The sequence below is a fragment of the Kitasatospora sp. NPDC058162 genome, from assembly GCF_042884005.1.
Taxonomy (GTDB): Bacteria; Actinomycetota; Actinomycetes; order Streptomycetales; family Streptomycetaceae; genus Kitasatospora.
On sequence record NZ_JBHVUS010000002.1, the window covers coordinates 323,219 to 338,786 of the forward strand.

Here is a 15,568-nt window from a genome sequence, read left to right on the forward strand (position 1 = left end):
ATGCGCGGTACACCTATGCGCGTCGGTTGCCGCTGTTGCGCCCCGGCTGCATTCTTGCTGATCCCGCACCCAGGGAGAGTTCTGTGTCGCAGCGGTCCTCAAAACGCGCCCTCGCCGTTGCCGGCGGGCCTGGCCGCCTTCCGGCCGACCCGGATCGTCACGGTCGGCGCCTCCGGTACTGAGGCCGAGTCGGACACGTTCTCCCATCGGCACCTCCAAGCGAGCCTGGATGTGCCACAACTGACGCTCCATCGATCTGAGCATCTGAGCAGGTCGCGAGCCGCGGAGCGACGGCCGGGTGGGCCCCGTGTCGGCTGCACCGGTCTGACGGTCGCGTGAGCGCGGCCGGCCAGGTGGTCCGTCGGCTGCGGGGAAGTCCTGCGGGAAGTCCTGTGGGTAAGTCCTCAGGCCCTCGCGGTCTGCCATATCTGAAATCGTCTCGGAGTACGGGTGGATCGACCATGCCCCCGTGACCGAGGCCATCCCCTGGGAGGTGCAGTGCATTCCGCGTTCCACCCTTCGATCGACCTTTTCGACGAGACCCTGCGAGAGGGATCGGAACGAGCTCCGGTAGCGGCGTCGCTGGAGCAGAAATGCGAAATGGCGAAGGCCATTTCGCGCATCGGCATCAGGACTCTCGTCGTCGGCATGCTCCCGGACGTGCCGCACAACATTGCCCTGTTGAACGAGCTGCTGAACGAGCAGGAGAAGGGCGGCATCCCGGACTCCGTACGGTTCGTGGTCATATCGCATCTGGGTGACCGGATGGCGAAGACCCTCAAGTCCCTCGAGGGCATGGACCGCGATCTGTCCCGTGTCTGGGTGCTGGCCATCCATTCGGTGTCGGACGAGCAGATCCGTCACCTCTACCCGACGATCCGCGAGAAGGCCGGCGAAGCCTTCGACCAGGCGGCATGGGAGTCCCTCACCGACGTCGAGCGCCGCGCCGGCAACCTCGCGTGGTACTCCGACCAGCTCGCGGCACTGGAGAAGGTCGGCGGGTTGGGAGGCTTCATCGCCGGCCTGCTGGACGCCTTCCGCGCCGACCCGCTGCACGTGCGCAACGCGGTGGACGTCGTCCGGCGCGCGGGCATCAGCCAGGTGCGGCTGGTGGACACCGCCGGCACCTGCGTCCCGCAGCAGGCGCAGACCTTCGTCGGCGACCTTGTCGAGCACTTCCCCGGAATCGACTTCTTCGGCCACTTCCACGACGACTTCGGCATGGCCACCGCGAATGCCGTGGTGGCCCTGAGCGCGGGGCTGCGCGGCGCGGACGTGTCGGTCGGCGGGTTCGCCAACCGGGCGGGGCACCCCGCGATGGCCGAGGTGGTCATGGCGCTTCGACACCTGCACGATGTCGAGCTGCCCGGCTTCGACTTCTCGGGCCTCTACGAGCTCAGCAGGCTCATCGAGCGGACGTACGGCCTGCTGGAGAACCCCGCCGCCCCGTTGACCGGAGTGGTCACCTACTCGGTGCAGAGCGGAATCCGCACCGAGCTGCTGAACAAGTCCCCGCGCATCTTCGACGACGTCGACCCGGCCGAGATCGGGTCGCGGGAGATCCGCATGTTCGGTGTCCGCAGCGGACAGGACGGCCTGCTGCGCATCCTGCGCGAGCACCGGGCGGAGCTCGCCGACACCGGCGTGGAGATCTCCGAGGAGGGCGCGACCCGCCTCTACGACAAGCTCGTCGCCGAGTGGGAGGAGCGCAGCGACAGCGCTCGCTCGGAGCTCCTCGACGCCATCGGCGGCTATCGCGAGGCCCTGTTCAAGGCCATCTTCACCGAGGAGGCCGTCATCGAGTGGGTCCGCAGCGCCGCTTCGCGCCCGTAACCCCCCCCCGCACGTCACTTCAGCCATCAGATCCCTACGTCAATGAGGATGTCATGACCTTTCTAAACCAGCTCACTGAGCTCGCCCCCGCCGAGCTGGCGGCCCGGCTCGACGAGTTCGCCGTGTCGGCTCGGGACGACCGCGACGGCAGCGGTTACCTCGACGCGCAGCGCGCCCTCTACCTCCTTTCGGTCGCGCGGTGGCAGCCGGCCTGGGAGTCGATAGTCCCGTCCGCCGACGAGACCGACGTCGTCGTGGCGTCGCTGCGCCTGAGCCGCTCCTGGCACCAGGCCGAGACGGACCGGGTGCTCGGCGCGATGGAACTGCCGAGCATCGGCGAGTTCGGCGAATGGCTCGACGACCGATGTCGCGCGCACGCCTCCGGACCGCAGCACCCGCTGTTCGACTTCCTCGAGAACCAGGCCACCGAGGAGCAGCTGCGCGAGTTCGTCTTCCAGGAGACCCCGTTCGACGTCCACTTCGGCGACCTGGTCGCCGCGCTGATCCCCGGCGTCTACGGCGCCGCGAAGTTGGAGCTGGCGCACAACTTCTGGGACGAGATGGGCAACGGCGACATCGCGCGGACCCACCGTCAGCTGCGGCTGGACATGATGAGCGCGGTCGGGATCGACACCGACGCCCACGTGAGCGGCCTCGACCGGTTCTGGGTCGAGGAGCTGGAGCTGGCCAACATGTACCTCGGCTCGAGCACCGACCGCACGCTCATGGCGCAGGGGCTCGGCATGCTGCTGGCGACCGAGCACGTCGTCCCCGGGCGGATCGACCGCCAGATCAAGGGCTGGCTGCGCGTCGGCTACGGCCTCGAGCAGCTCGAGTACCTCACCGAGCACGTCACCGTCGACGTGGCGCACGCGGCCGGCTGGCTGAACGAGGTCATCAAGCCCACGCTCGCCGCCCACCCGGAGTGCCTCCCGGACATCGTCGCGGGTGTCGAACGGCGCCTCGCGGGATCGCTGCGCGTCTGCGATGTCGCGCTGAAGACGCTCACCTCGGTCGCCTGAGTCCTCGACAGTGGACCATTTCGACATCGCCGTGATCGGCTTCGGGATCCGAGGTCTCGGGCTGATCACGGCGAACCCGGAGCTACGCGGACACCGGGTGCTCATCGTGGATTCGGGGCGCAGGTTCGGCGCCGGAGCGTTCGTCCGCATCCTGTCGGAGTCGAACTCGAACGGTTCGGACTTCTTCAACTGGGTGGACGGTGACGGCCCGTACGGCCCGATCCTCGACCTGGCCTCCGTCCGGGACCTGCGCTCCCGCGCCGACTGCTTCGACCTCCAGCTGCTCGCGCAGGCGCTCGCCGACGCGGCGGAGTTCGTGCGCGCGACGGCTCCGTCGCACTGGTCGATCGCGCGCGACGCGGTGGCCGCGGTCGACCTGCCGACGGACGGGGGCACCACCCTGCGGTTCGCCCACGGCCGGACGGTACGGGCGGACAGGGCCGTCCTCGCCTGCGGTGTACGGGAGCGGCGGGCGTCGGCGTACGAGGCCGTGCTCTCGTCGACGCTGCTGGCCGTCCCCGACGAGGCTCGAGCGGAGGAGCTCTTCCCGGGAGCCCGGCGTTTCACCATCGTCGGGACGGCGCACAGCGCGTTCTCGGCTCTGGCGAAACTCTCCGCCCTCGGCGTGGAGGCGGAAGCCGTCACGATGACCGGGCGTTCTCCGGTGCGCCTGCACTATCCGAGCTACGACGCCTACCGCCGGGACGGGCATCCGGTCGCCGAAGCGGTCCCCGACCCCACGGAGGACGTCTGTCCCCGGACCGGCCAGGTCTTCCGGTACCACGGCCTGCGCAACCGGTCCCGCGCGCTCTTCGGCGATGTCTCGCAGGGTCGGCTCCCGGTCCGACTGGTGATCGACCCGAGCGGCGAGTCGACGCGGCGGGAGATCGAGGCCGCCGACGTCGTCATCCAGGCGACCGGCTACGTCAGCGACCTCCCCGGGATCGAGCGGACCGGCCGGCGCGTCGTGACGGCGCCGGTCGCGCTGTGCGACGGCGACGGCGTGCTCCTGGATGCGGACGGCCGACGGGTCGAGGACGTGTACCTCATGGGTTGCGATCCCTATCCGTACAAGAGCCGCTTCACCGACCCAACTGTCCAATACATCGACCGCGGCAGTGCGGTACTCGCCGCCCTCGAGGCTGGAAGGCACGCGAACACGTGACGAAGTACTTTGTGTTGGTCGGCGTTTCGAGGCCGGCCCTGACATTCGTCGACCACCTGCGCAAGCGGGGGCTGGCCGTCATCGCCCTGATCAACCCCGCCAACCGCGGCCTCCTCGATGACCAGACCTACGCGACGATCGAGGAGAACTGCGCCGCTGTCGTCACCGAGGCGCTGGACGCTCCCGGCTACGCCCGTCGACTGACCGAGTTGACGGCCGACGGCGAGCTCCAGGGCATCGCGCCGACCCTGCACATCATGGCGCTCACCGCGGCCGAGCTCGCCGACCACTTCGGCCTGCCCGGTCCGCGTCCGGAGGCGATCAGTGCCGCCCTGGACAAGGCACAGGTGCGGCGGGTGCTGGCGGACCGCGGGCTGAACACCGTCGGGTTCCTCGAGGTGGTCGACGGCCGGCTGCCCGCGGAGGAACTCGACCGGATGTCGTTCCCCGTCATCGCCAAGCCGGTGAACGGATTCGCGAAGATCGGCGCCGCCGTCGCGGCCGGCCCGGCAGAGCTCGAGGAGTGCACCAGGGCGTTCCTGGCCGACCAGGCTGGGTGGCGCGCGGACAGCGGGATGGAGTCCCTGGTCGGTCCGGCGCTGCTCATCGAGGAGTTCGTCGCCGGCCCGTTGTTCAGCGTCGAGTGCGCGGCCGACGGCGACGGGGCCGTGGGCCTGGTGGCCGTCCGACGCAAGACCAATCCGCGCGACCCGCTCCTGGAGCTGGGCTCGAGCATCCCGGGGACGCAGGACGAACGGCTCTCCGCCGAACTCACCTCGTACGCCGAGGAGGTCGTGAACGCCCTGGGGCTGCGCAACTGCCTGTGCCACGTCGAGATCATCGCGAGTGCGGACGGGCCGTGCCTGGTCGAGGTCAATCCGCGGATCTCCGGTGGCGCCATCCCCGACCTGGTCGCGAACTCGACCGGCATCGACCTGTGGTCGCTGCTGGCCGACGTCGCGCTCGGCGGCGCCGTCCAGAAGCCCTCGGCCGACGCGGAGGTGACCGCGATGAGCCACTCGTTCCTGGCCGCGGAAGCCGACTTCACCGTTCCGGCGGAGCTCTCCGGCGACTGGTTCGAGCAGGCCGTGCCGGACCTGCACTCCGGTTACTGCGCGGTGGTCCCCGGCCAGCACGTCGACGCGATGGCCGGCAACTACACGTCGTTCGGCGTGGTTCGTTTCGCCGACCGGAGTGTCGCGGCCGCGGAGGCCCGGTGTGACGCGGCCGTGAACGCGCTCGGTTCCCTGCTCGGGGCCGAGTTGTGGCTCCCGGCCACCGCAGCACAGGTGCGCGCGCAGTGACCGAGGGCAACGACGGGTGGACGGCCGTCGGCACATCGGAGGGCTGGCCGGCCGCGGACGGTCTCCTGGCGGTGACCTCGCCGCTGGGACCGGTGCTGGTCTGGGGCACCCCGGACGAACCGAAGGGCGCGATCATCGCCGCGTGCCCGCACAAGACGGCCCCCCTCGTGGCGGCGGAGGTGCGCGACAGCGCGGTGACCTGCCGGCGCCACGGGGTCCGCTACGACCTGGCCACGGGCGAACCCGTCGACCTGGGGCGGCTCTCCTACCCGCCCCCAGGCCTGATGATGCTGGAGATGCAGACGCGGGACGGACGCATCGAGGTGCGCCGGCCGGTTTCGCCCCCGCCCGCTCCTCCGCTCTCGACTACGTCCGGAGACAGTTGTGATCGTTGATCAATGGGAGTCCGTGGCGGATGAGCGGTGGCGCGCGGCCTTCTGCCGGGACGCCGTCGACGTCTACCAGCACTTGATGCCGGGCGCCGAGGTCGTTCCGGCCCGGCCGGTGGTCTTCACGGAGCGGGGCCAGCAGGAGCTCGCGCAGGTCGCGCTCGACATCCGTGCGGCCATCCGGTCCTTCGTCATGGACCGCTGGTCGACGGCCGGACAGCTGGCCGACGCCCTGGGCGCCGATTCCAGCACCTTTCCGCTCACCGACCCGGACGAGCCGATCACGGCCGCCGCGTTCGACGTGCTGCGACCCGACGTCATCCTCGAGCGCGGCACGGCCCAGCTGCTCGAGCTGAACATCGACGGTTCGGTCGGCGGGACGCGCCAGGTCGACCAGCTCGGTGCCGAGTTCAGCGCGGCCGCTTCCCGACTGGGTGTCGGGCTGCGCGAGGCGCCGAACAACGTGTCGGCGCGGTTCGCGCTCATCAGCGAGACTCTCAAGGCTTCCGGCACCGGCCGCGGGCACGTCGTCTTCCCCCACTTCCCGGTCGGCCTCGTGCCGCACCTGCAGCCGTGGGAGGGCTTCGAGGCCTGGACCGGCGCCATGGCCCCACAGGCCGAAGAGCTCGGTCTCACGTGTGCGGCCTTCCCCCTCTCCGAACTCACGCTCGGCAGCACCGGCCGACTCATGGCGGGTGGCCGCGAGGTCGACGCCGTCGTCCGGCTGTTCTCGACCGCGGACCAGCCGGCGAGCCCCGGTCTGGACGCGCTGAGGTCGGCGGTCCTCGGGCGCCGAGTCCTGCTGCACACCAGCGAGATCGGCGAACTGGTGAGCAACAAGCGGTTGTTGGCCTGGATGTGGGACGCCGTGCGGAAGGAGGACCCGGCCTGGGGTGAGGTGCTCAGGAAGCACGTCCCCGAGTCGATCGACCTCGATCCGGCGGTCGACGGCGTATCCGACCTGCTCGATCGGGTCTGCGCGGAGCAGGACTCGTGGGTGCTCAAGCCGGCCGACGGTTACGGCGGCCAGGGGGTGGTCGTCGGCGCCGACACCGGAGCCGGCGAGTGGCAGCGGGCCGTCCGCGCCCGCCTCGAACCGGGCGACGGGCACAGCTGGATCCTGCAGCGCCGGGTGGTCGACGACGGCCTGACGATGACGTTCACCGACCGGTCGTCGCAGGTCACGACCGTGCGGGTGCCGGTGGTGTACGGCCCGTTCGTGTTCGGTTCGAAGGCCGGTGGCGTGCTGGTGCGGCACGGGAGCGAGCCCCGGTCGGGAGTCATCAACATCCAGCGCGGTGCGTGCTGGAACACCGTCCTGACGGTGGATTGAGGCGTGCGCATGAATCGCCTCTTCCGGCTCCTGCAGCTCGCCGTCGGCACGGCGGATCTCTCCGACGGCATGTTCCGCGTGCTGATCCCGATCCTCGGCCTGGCGATCGACCGGAGCACACTGGCCATCACGCTGGTCAGCCTCTCGGTCCGCCTGCCCGGCCTGATCGTCGCGGTGCCGACCGGCCACCTCCTCGACCGCACCAGGCGTGAGCCGCTGTTCTCCATGGGATCGTCGGTGATCCGCATGGCCTGCACCGCCGGGTTGTGCGCGATGATGGCGGCCGACCTGCAGTCGATCCCCGCCCTGTGCGCGTTGTCGTTCGTGGCGATCGCGGCCTCGAACGTCAACGACCTCGCGGTCCAGTCGAGCCTGTCGGGGTACGTCACGAAGGAGCAGCTCCCGGCCGCGAACTCGTGGATCTACTCCGCGCAGACACTCCTCGTCCAGATGGTCGGTCCGGGCGCGATCGGCGTCCTGCTGGGCCGGGCGAGCTCGGCGGCCGCACTGGGCATCATCGCGGTGTTCTTCGCGCTGTCCGCAGCGGTGTTCGTCTCGCTGCTCGTGGCCGTGCCCCGTACCGAGTCCGATCGGAAACCGGCCGGCCGGCCGGGATTCCTGTACGGGTTCCGGTACCTCGCCGCGCATCCGGCGCTGCTCGGACTCGCGCTGCTCGCCGCCCTGAACAACCTCTGCTACGCGATGATCTTCACGTTCCTGCCCGCCTGGGTGATCACGCCCGGGCCGATCGGCGCGTCGCCGGGCGCCTACGGGTGGGTCGTGGCCGCGATGGCGGTCGGCAGCCTCACCGGCGGCTACCTCGGGTCACGGCTGCGCGACGTGCTGACCGACGCCCGCGTCACGCGGTGGAGCTTCACGGTCATCGCGATCGGCTTCGCGGCCGTACTCCCGGCGCGGCTGCCCCTGCTCGTGGTGGGCCTCGCGGTCTACGGCTTCGCGATCATGATCTGGAACGTCCGGATCGTGTCGTTCCGCCAGGCGGCGATCCCGCAGGGCGAGTTCGGACGGGTGAACGCGGCGTTCCGCTGGTTCTCCATGGGCGCTCCCGCAGTCGGCGCGCTCAGTGCCGGCGCGCTCAGCCCGCTCATCGGCATGCGCGGAGTCTTCGTCACCTCCGTCGCCATGCTCGCGGTCGCGGCGGTCGTCACCTTCGCCCGGCCGATCACCCTCGACCTCGAGCCGGCACCGGTGGCCCAGACCACCCGATGACGCAGACCACCCGATGACGCAGACCACTCGATGACGCAGACCGCCCGGTTTCCTACGACCGGCTCGGCCAGACCAGCGCCTGGGCGACGATGACGTTCTCCCCGTTGAACGTGACGACGGGACCTTCGTGCAGCTCGTAGCCGAGGCCCAGCGCCTCGCTCACACGGTGGCAGAACGCGGCGTCGTCCGGGCCGGTCAAGACCCGGTAGACAGGCAATCCATCAGGCGGTGTGCTCATGGGCGAAGGATCTCACGCAAGCCCCGGACCTCCATGACTCCCCAGCTCGATCGAGTGAGGTCCGCTGGAGGCGAGTTGACAGCGAACGGGTAACAGATAACAGGTAACAGCGAACAGATTTCAAAATCTGTTCGCTGTTACCTGTTTGTTGTCATCTGTCATCTGTCACTCGTTGCCCGTCGCCCGCTACCCGTCCGAGGCCTGGCGGCGGCGCATCGCCTGCAGCCCGCCGTAGACGGCCGCCGCCGTCCAGAGCACCATGATCAGCAGCCCGGTCCAGTGCCCGTAGTGGATGCCCGGCTCGGTCCGGGTGCGCATCGCGTACAGGCCGCCCCGGTCGGGCAGGAACTGGCCGGCCTCGCGGACGCCGGGGATCGCGGCCAGCCAGGTGGTGCCGAGGAACACCATCGGTGTGAGCAGGCCGAGGGCCGCGCTGAAGTTGCCCAGCATCGCGGTCAGTCCGAGGCAGAGCAGCACCATCAGCGGGTGGTAGAGCACCCCCGCCAGGAAGCTGCGCGCCAGGCCGGGGGTGGAGAAGTCGAGGCCGGCGGTCGCGTAGACGGCGAGGAAGCAGCCCGCGGTCGAGACCAGGCCCAGCAGCAGGCCCAGCGCGGCGCCGAGGGCGAGCTTGGCGCCGTACAGTCGGCCGCGCCGGGGGACGGCGGTGAGCGAGGTGCCGAGCATCCGGGTGTTGAACTCCTGCCCGACCAGCAGGATTCCGAGGCAGGCCACGGCGACGTGGCCGAACAGCAGCCCGAAGTAGATCATGTCGGCCGGGTCCTTGCCGGAGCCCGGTGCCGGTGGTCCCTCGCTGGCGCCGACGGCCGCCGTGATGCCGACGGTCAGCGCCAGGCCGGCCAGCGGGGCCGCCCACTGCGAGGGCAGGGTGGTGAACTTGATCCGCTCGGCGCGCAGGGCGTTGCCGAAGGCCATCGCCATCTCTCTTTCGTCCAGGGGTACTCGGGGCGATTCCGGTTCACCGGCCGGTGCGCTGCAGGGCGCGCAGGCCGCCGTACGCCGCCAGGGCCGTCCAGAGCGCCATGATCAGCAGTCCGGTCCAGTGCCCGTACGTGGTCCGCGGGTCGTCGGTGTAGCGCATCGCGTACTGGCCGGCCCGGTCGGGCAGGAACTGGACGGCGTCCCGCGCACCGGGTACGCCGGCGAGCAGGGGGGAGAGCAGGAAGACGGTCGGGGTCAACAGGCCCATGGCGGCGGTGAGATTGCCGAGTCGGGCGGTCACGCCGAGGCAGAACACCACCAGCAGGGCCGGGTAGAGCACCCCGGCCGTGGCCGCGCGGACGAAGGCGGGGCCGTGCCAGCCGGCGGGGACGGTGGCCGCGTACCCGGCGAACGCGCCCGCCGTGCCGAGCACGCCCGCGCCGAGGCCGACCAGGGCGCCCAACGCCAGCTTGGCGCCGTACAGTCGGCGGCGCCGGGGGACGGCGGTGAGCGAGACGTCGAGCATCCGGGTGTTGAACTCCTGGCCGATCAGCAGGACTCCGAAGGAGACCAGCGCGGCCTGGCCGAAGTTGAGCCCGTAGAAGACGCCGACGCCCGGGTCGTCGGTGAGGTGGTGGTCGGCGTCGCGGAGCACCGCTCCGACGGCGGTGGTGACACCGGCGGTGAGCAGGACGGCCAGCAGCGGCGGGATCCAGAGCGAGCGCAGGGTGGTGAGCTTGATCCGTTCGGCGCGAAGGGCGTTGAGGTTCACGCGGCGGCCTCGGCGCGGTACTCGACGCTGTCGGCGGTCATCCGCATGAACGCCTCCTCCAGCGAGTCATGTTGGACCGCGATCTCGTACAGCACCACGCCGTCGGCGGCGGCCAGCGCGGCGATCCGCTCGGGCTCCGCGCCGGTCACCTCCCAGGCCCCGCCGTCGACTTCGGTCGCGTCGAGGCCGTGGTCGCCGGCGCCGAGCAGGGCGGCCAGCTTGGCGGGGTCGACGGCCCGCACCCGGATCCGGGGCCGGCCGTGGCGGTCGATGAACTCGGCGGTGGCCGCGTCGGCGAGCAGCCGGCCGCGGCCGATCACCACCAAGTGGTCGGCGGTGAGCGCCATTTCGGTCATCAGGTGGGAGGAGACCAGCACCGCCCGGCCCTCGGCGGCGAGGTCACGCAGCAGGGTGCGGATCCAGCGGATGCCTTCCGGGTCCAGGCCGTTGACCGGTTCGTCCAGCAGCAGCACCGGCGGGTCGCCGAGCAGGGCGGCGGCCACTCCGAGGCGCTGGCGCATCCCGAGCGAGAAGCCCCGGATCCGCCGTCCCGCCGCCTCGGCCAGCCCGACCTGGGCGAGCACCTCGCCGATCCGCCGCTCCGGCAGGCCGTTGCTCGCGGCGATCCAGCGCAGGTGGCCCCGCGCCGTGCGGCCGCCGTGCACGGCCTGGGCGTCCAGCAGCGCGCCCACCTGCCGCAGCGGCTGGGCGAGTTCGGCGTACGGGCGGCCGCCGACCAGGGCGCGCCCGGCGGTGGGGCGGTCCAGGCCGAGGATCAGCCGCATGGTGGTGCTCTTCCCGGCGCCGTTCGGGCCGAGGAAACCGGTCACCACACCGGGCCGGACGTCGAAGGACAGCTCGTCGACGACCCGTCGGCCGTCGTACTCCTTGGTCAGGCCCTGGATCTCGATCACGGCCGTCCTCCCTCCTCGCAGGTGGTCACCGTCCTTGCTCCGGACGGTGGTTCCATTCGACCGGAACGGGCCGGTCGGGCGGATCCCGCCGCAGCGGGGATCCGCCTCCCTCCCGGGAGGGAGGTCGCGGCGGTCCCGCGGGGGAGTCCGGGTGGCCGCTGAGCTGGCAGGATGGCCGGGTGCCAGGAATGACCGCGTCCCGGTTGAGGGACGGAGCGACCAGGATCCTCGCCCCGCTGGTGGCCGGGGCCACGTACGCCCGGATGCTGCACCTGCTGGTCGGGTGGATCTTCGCGGGCGTCGTCCTGCTGGTCTATCCGGGGACGTACCACAAGAGCCTCGGTGAGATCGTGCTGAAGGCCGTCGTGCTGGACGCCGTGCTGCTGGCGCTCATCGCGCTCGTCCCGGCGGCGCGGCGGGCCGAGGGTGTGCAGGCCAGGCTGCTGCTGGTGCCCGACCGCGAGGAGGACATCGGCGTCGAGCCCTCCCGTACCGTGGCGGACCGGCGGCGGATGGCCGGCTGGCTGATCGGGCGGGTGGCGCTCGGTGCGGCGGTCGGCTTCGCGACGGTCGTCGGGCTCACCCGGGCCTACGACCTGCTCACCGGGCCGGACGCCGTCCGGTACCTGCTGCCCGCGCCGCTGGTGGTGCTCGGCTACGGCTGGCTGGTGATCGGTGCCGGTCGCCTCCAACTCTCCATGGCTGAACGGCTGTTGGGTCCGTCCCCGGCGGAGCGGCTGGCGGAGGCCGAGCTGCGGGCCGAACGGCTGCTGGAGCGCAACCGGCTGGCGCGTGAGCTGCACGACTCGATCGGCCACGCCCTGACGGTGACCGTCCTCCAGGCCGGCGCGGCGCGCGAGGTCGGGGACCCGGCCTTCGTGGCGAAGGCGCTCGAAGTCATCGAGGAGACCGGGCGGCGGGCGATGGAGGACCTCGAGCGCACCCTGGTGCTGCTGCGCGAGACCCCGGCGGGCGGCGCGGGCGGCAACGGGACGGCAGGGAACGGGGCGGCCACCGAACAGCCCGGCATCGACCAGCTGCCCGCGTTGTTCGACACGGCCCGCGCGGCGGGCAGCCCGGTCGAGGCGTGGATCGAGGTGCCGCCGGGGGTGCTGCCCGGGGTGCTCTCGCGCGAGTCCTACCGGATCGTCCAGGAGGGCGTCACCAACGCGCTCAAGTACGCGCCCGGCGAGCCGGTCGCCGTCCGGATCGCCGTCCGGGACGGCCGGTTGGAACTGCGCTGTGCCAACCGGCTGGTGGCGCTGCCGGGCCGGGGCGGTCCCGGCCGGGCTGGCTCACGCAAGGGCGGCAAGGGGCTGCGCGGCATCCGGGAGCGGGCCGTGCTGCTCGGTGGCGAGGCGACGGCCGGGGTGTCCGCCGGGGTGTCCGTACCCGGGGAGGCCGGTGACGGGGGCGCGGAGTGGGTGCTCGACGTCCGGCTGCCCCTACGCTTGGGCGCGTGACGAATGATCTTGCAGGCGGGAGCAGGGGCGGGAACGGGAGCGGAGGCGGCACCGGCATGACCGACGTCCTGCTCGCCGACGACGAGGAACTGGTCCGGGCCGGGCTGCGGGCCGTGCTGGAGGCCCAGGGCGACCTGCGGGTGGTCGGCGAGGCGGCCGACGGCGCGGAGGCGGTGGCCCTGGCCCGCGCGCTGCGCCCGCAGGTGGTGCTGATGGACGTCCGGATGCCCGTCCTGGACGGCCTGGCGGCCACCCGCGAACTGCTGCGCCCCGGCGCCCCGGGGGAGTTGCCGCCGCGGATCCTGGTCGTCACCACCTTCGAGAACGACGACTACGTCTACCAGGCGCTGCGCGCGGGCGCCGACGGCTTCCTGCTCAAGCGCAGCCGCCCGGCCGAGATCGTCCACGCGGTACGGCTGGCGGCGGCCGGCGAGTCGCTGCTGTTCCCGGCCGCCATCCGCCGACTGGCCGCCGGGCACGGCAACCCCGCCGCCCGCGCGGCGATGGACCGGGCGGCGCTGACCGGGCGCGAGGCCGAGGTGCTGCGGCTGATGGCGCGCGGGCTCAGCAACGGGGAGATCGCCGAGCGGCTGGTGCTCGGGGTGCAGACGGTGAAGACGCACGTCAGCGGTGTGCTGGCGAAGCTCGGTGCGCGGGACCGCACCCAGGCGGTGATCGCCGCGTACGAGTCGGGGTTCGTCGAGCCGTCGGAGTAGCCCCCGCCGGAACGCTTCCGGCGGGGGTTGTGGGGGCTGCTTGGGTTGCGGGGGCTGCGCGTCGCCGGGGTCAGCGGGGTCGGCGGGCCCGGGCCGGGCCCGGGCGTGGTCAGGCCGGGTAGGCGTGGGTCTGGGTGGCCTTGACCGAGGCCCAGACCGCCGCCCCCGGCGCCAGCCCCAGTTCGGCGACGGCGGCCGGGGTGAGGTCGGCGGCCATCGGCAGGTCGCCGGCGAGTTCGGCGCGCACCTGGTCGCCGTGCAGGTCCAGGCCGGTGACCTCGGCCTGCCACAGGTTGCGGGCGCTGGACTGCGGCCGCTCCCGGTAGAGGGTGACGGCGGAGGGCGGGAAGGCCACGAACGCCGGTCCGGACAGCTCCTCGGCGGTGGTCAGGACGGTGCCGTCCGGGAGGGTGACCCGGGTGCCCTCGGCCCGGCCCTGGTACAGGTTGAGGCCGACCAGACGGGCGATGTAGTCGGTGCGCGGCCGGCGGGCGACCTCCGCCGGGCTGCCGGACTGCACCTCGCGGCCGTCCTCGATCACCACCAGCCGGTCGGCCAGCACCATCGCGTCCAGCGGGTCGTGCGTCACGAGTACCGCCACGGCCTCGAACTCGGCCAGGTGGCGCCGCAGTTGGGACCGTACGTCGAGCCTGGTACGGGCGTCCAGGGCGGCCAGCGGCTCGTCCAGCAGGAGCAGTCGGGGGCGGACGGCCAGGGCCCGGGCGAGTGCCACCCGCTGGGCCTGGCCGCCGGAGAGCCGGCCGGGGCGCACCGCGGCGTGCCCGGTCAGGCCCATCCGCTCCAGCCAGGCCGCGGCCTCGGCCCGGGCCTCGCGCTTGAGGCGGCCCTGGCAGCGCGGGCCGAAGGCGACGTTGTCGAGCGCGCTGAGGTGCGGGAACAGCAGGTAGTCCTGGAACACCACGCCGACCGGCCGCTGTTCGGCGGGGGTGTGCAGGCGCCGGGCCGGGTCCTCCAGGACCTGGCCGTCCAGCCGCAGGTGGCCGCCGGTGAGCGGGAGCAGTCCGGCGAGGGCGCGCAGCGCGGTGGACTTGCCGGCGCCGTTCGGGCCGAGCAGCGCGATCACCTCGCCCGGGGCGGCACTGAGCGCCAGGTCGAGGGCGAACGCGGCGCGGTCGACCCGCAGGTGGGCGTCCAGGGCGGCAGGAGCGGCAGGAGCGGCGGGGATGGAGGGGGCTGAGGCAGCGGACGGTGCGGCGGCTGCGGCACCGTTCGGCGTCGGGGTGTTCATCGGTTCGACCGTCCTGTCGGCGTCCCGGGTGACGGGGTCGGCGTCCGGTTCCGGGGTCACGGGGTCGACATCCAGCGGTCGCGCAGGCCGACCAGGACGGCGACGGAGACCACCAGCAGTACCAGCGACAGCGCGATCGCCGCCTCCGGGTCGGACTCCATGGCCAGGTAGACGGCCAGCGGCATGGTCTGGGTGCGGCCCGGGAAGTTGCCCGCGAAGGTGATCGTCGCGCCGAACTCGCCGAGCGCCCGGGCCCAGGCCAGGACGGCCCCGGCGGCGATCCCCGGGGCGATCATCGGCAGGGTGACCCGGCGGAACGCGGTCAGCCGGGAGGCGCCCAGGGTCGCGGCCGCCTCCTCGAAGCGGGGATCGGCCGCCCGCAGCGCGCCCTCCACGCTGATCACCAGGAAGGGCATTGCCACGAAGGCTTCGGCGATCACCACCCCGGTGGTGGTGAAGGGCAGGGTGATGCCGAACGCGGAGTCGAGCCAGGACCCGACGATGCCGCGCCGCCCGAGCACCAGCAGCAGCGCCACACCGCCGACCACCGGCGGCAGCACCAGCGGCAGGGTGACCAGCGCCCGGATCACCCGCCGGCCGGGCAGCTCGGTGCGGGCCAGCAGCCAGGCCAGCGGGACGCCGAGGAGCAGCGACACCGCGGTGGCGGCCGTCGCGCAGATCAGCGACAGCCGCAGGGCGTCCCAGACGGCGGCGCTGGTGAGCTGCTCGGACAGGCCGCTCCACGGCGCCCGGACGAGCAGTCCGACCAGCGGCAGGATCAGGAACGCCAGGCCGAGCAGCGCCGGGAGCAGCAGCGTGACCGGGACGCGCTGCGCGCCCGGGCGGCGCGCGCCACGGCGGCGGCCCGGCAGGGCCCGCGCGGGTCCTGCCGGTGCCGGGGCGACGTGGTCCTCGCCGGGGCCGGGGCCGGGGCCGGTGCCGGGACGCCGGCCCGGGTCGGTGCCGCGGTCGTGGTCGCGGCCGCGCCCCTGGTCGGGGTC

15 protein-coding genes are annotated in these 15,568 nt (G+C 72.4%); 9 read left to right on the plus strand and 6 right to left on the minus strand.

Annotation, left to right across the window (positions count from 1 at the left end):
- The first annotated feature begins 600 nt into the window (after positions 1-600).
- From ACFVXG_RS04965 to ACFVXG_RS04995, 7 genes are read left to right on the plus strand one after another with little or no spacing between them, the layout of a single operon-like run.
- Positions 601-1,833 (plus strand): hypothetical protein, encoded by a 1,233-nt coding sequence (locus tag ACFVXG_RS04965; protein WP_387924402.1) that lies wholly within the window; start codon positions 601-603, stop codon positions 1,831-1,833.
- A gap of 53 nt (positions 1,834-1,886) precedes the next feature.
- Entirely contained in the window at positions 1,887-2,855 is a 969-nt protein-coding gene (locus tag ACFVXG_RS04970) for an iron-containing redox enzyme family protein (RefSeq protein ID WP_387924404.1), read from the plus strand.
- Positions 2,856-2,865: 10 nt separating this feature from the next.
- Complete coding sequence (locus ACFVXG_RS04975) at positions 2,866-4,020, plus strand: hypothetical protein (protein ID WP_387924406.1); 1,155 nt, start codon at positions 2,866-2,868, stop codon at positions 4,018-4,020.
- A complete protein-coding gene (locus ACFVXG_RS04980) occupies positions 4,017-5,324 on the plus strand; it encodes an acetyl-CoA carboxylase biotin carboxylase subunit family protein (protein ID WP_387924408.1) in 1,308 nt (435 codons plus the stop codon). The genes ACFVXG_RS04975 and ACFVXG_RS04980 overlap by 4 nt, the downstream gene beginning before the upstream one ends.
- Entirely contained in the window at positions 5,321-5,719 is a 399-nt protein-coding gene (locus ACFVXG_RS04985) for a Rieske (2Fe-2S) protein (RefSeq protein WP_387924410.1), read from the plus strand. Before ACFVXG_RS04980 ends, ACFVXG_RS04985 begins: the two co-directional genes overlap by 4 nt.
- 13 nt (positions 5,720-5,732) lie before the next feature.
- Positions 5,733-7,046 carry a hypothetical protein gene (locus ACFVXG_RS04990; RefSeq protein ID WP_387924412.1) on the plus strand — a complete coding sequence of 438 codons (1,314 nt, stop codon included), beginning with the start codon at positions 5,733-5,735 and terminating at the stop codon, positions 7,044-7,046.
- Between the two features lie 9 nt (positions 7,047-7,055).
- Positions 7,056-8,276 carry an MFS transporter gene (locus ACFVXG_RS04995; protein WP_387924413.1) on the plus strand — a complete coding sequence of 407 codons (1,221 nt, stop codon included), beginning with the start codon at positions 7,056-7,058 and terminating at the stop codon, positions 8,274-8,276.
- Positions 8,277-8,328: 52 nt separating this feature from the next.
- Here the strand turns inward: ACFVXG_RS04995 and ACFVXG_RS05000 are convergent, their stop codons facing one another.
- The 4 genes from ACFVXG_RS05000 to ACFVXG_RS05015 form a co-directional block, all read right to left on the minus strand.
- Positions 8,329-8,514, minus strand: coding sequence for a DUF1737 domain-containing protein (locus ACFVXG_RS05000; protein ID WP_387924415.1), 186 nt, complete (start codon positions 8,512-8,514; stop codon positions 8,329-8,331).
- A gap of 186 nt (positions 8,515-8,700) precedes the next feature.
- A complete protein-coding gene (locus ACFVXG_RS05005; RefSeq protein ID WP_387924417.1) occupies positions 8,701-9,453 on the minus strand; it encodes a hypothetical protein in 753 nt (250 codons plus the stop codon).
- A gap of 37 nt (positions 9,454-9,490) precedes the next feature.
- Positions 9,491-10,225: a hypothetical protein gene (locus tag ACFVXG_RS05010; protein WP_387924419.1), complete on the minus strand. Its 735-nt coding sequence runs from the start codon at positions 10,223-10,225 to the stop codon at positions 9,491-9,493.
- Complete coding sequence (locus ACFVXG_RS05015; RefSeq protein ID WP_387924421.1) at positions 10,222-11,139, minus strand: ABC transporter ATP-binding protein; 918 nt, start codon at positions 11,137-11,139, stop codon at positions 10,222-10,224. The genes ACFVXG_RS05010 and ACFVXG_RS05015 overlap by 4 nt, the downstream gene beginning before the upstream one ends.
- Positions 11,140-11,327: 188 nt before the next feature.
- Here ACFVXG_RS05015 and ACFVXG_RS05020 point away from each other — a divergent pair, with 188 nt between their 5' ends.
- Positions 11,328-12,602 (plus strand): sensor histidine kinase, encoded by a 1,275-nt coding sequence (locus tag ACFVXG_RS05020; RefSeq protein ID WP_387924423.1) that lies wholly within the window; start codon positions 11,328-11,330, stop codon positions 12,600-12,602.
- A 56-nt stretch (positions 12,603-12,658) separates the two neighbouring features.
- Positions 12,659-13,318: a response regulator gene (locus ACFVXG_RS05025; RefSeq protein ID WP_387924425.1), complete on the plus strand. Its 660-nt coding sequence runs from the start codon at positions 12,659-12,661 to the stop codon at positions 13,316-13,318.
- A gap of 109 nt (positions 13,319-13,427) precedes the next feature.
- Here ACFVXG_RS05025 and ACFVXG_RS05030 read toward each other — a convergent pair whose 3' ends face one another.
- A complete protein-coding gene (locus ACFVXG_RS05030) occupies positions 13,428-14,627 on the minus strand; it encodes an ABC transporter ATP-binding protein (RefSeq protein ID WP_387924427.1) in 1,200 nt (399 codons plus the stop codon).
- On the minus strand, positions 14,624-15,439 hold the full coding sequence (locus tag ACFVXG_RS05035) for an ABC transporter permease (protein ID WP_387924870.1): 816 nt from the start codon (positions 15,437-15,439) through the stop codon (positions 14,624-14,626). Before ACFVXG_RS05035 ends, ACFVXG_RS05030 begins: the two co-directional genes overlap by 4 nt.
- Positions 15,440-15,568: the final 129 nt, after the last annotated feature.

What these genes read in the sequence shown, in the direction of transcription:
- ACFVXG_RS04965 (WP_387924402.1), top strand. Translation starts at nt 601, where the DNA reads ATGGCGAAGGCCATTTCGCGCATCGGCATCAGGACTCTCGTCGTCGGC.
- ACFVXG_RS04970 (WP_387924404.1), top strand. Translation starts at nt 1,887, where the DNA reads ATGACCTTTCTAAACCAGCTCACTGAGCTCGCCCCCGCCGAGCTGGCG.
- ACFVXG_RS04995 (WP_387924413.1), top strand. Translation starts at nt 7,056, where the DNA reads ATGAATCGCCTCTTCCGGCTCCTGCAGCTCGCCGTCGGCACGGCGGAT.
- ACFVXG_RS05000 (WP_387924415.1), bottom strand. Translation starts at nt 8,514, where the DNA reads ATGAGCACACCGCCTGATGGATTGCCTGTCTACCGGGTCTTGACCGGC.
- ACFVXG_RS05005 (WP_387924417.1), bottom strand. Translation starts at nt 9,453, where the DNA reads ATGGCGATGGCCTTCGGCAACGCCCTGCGCGCCGAGCGGATCAAGTTC.
- ACFVXG_RS05020 (WP_387924423.1), top strand. Translation starts at nt 11,328, where the DNA reads ATGACCGCGTCCCGGTTGAGGGACGGAGCGACCAGGATCCTCGCCCCG.
- ACFVXG_RS05025 (WP_387924425.1), top strand. Translation starts at nt 12,659, where the DNA reads ATGACCGACGTCCTGCTCGCCGACGACGAGGAACTGGTCCGGGCCGGG.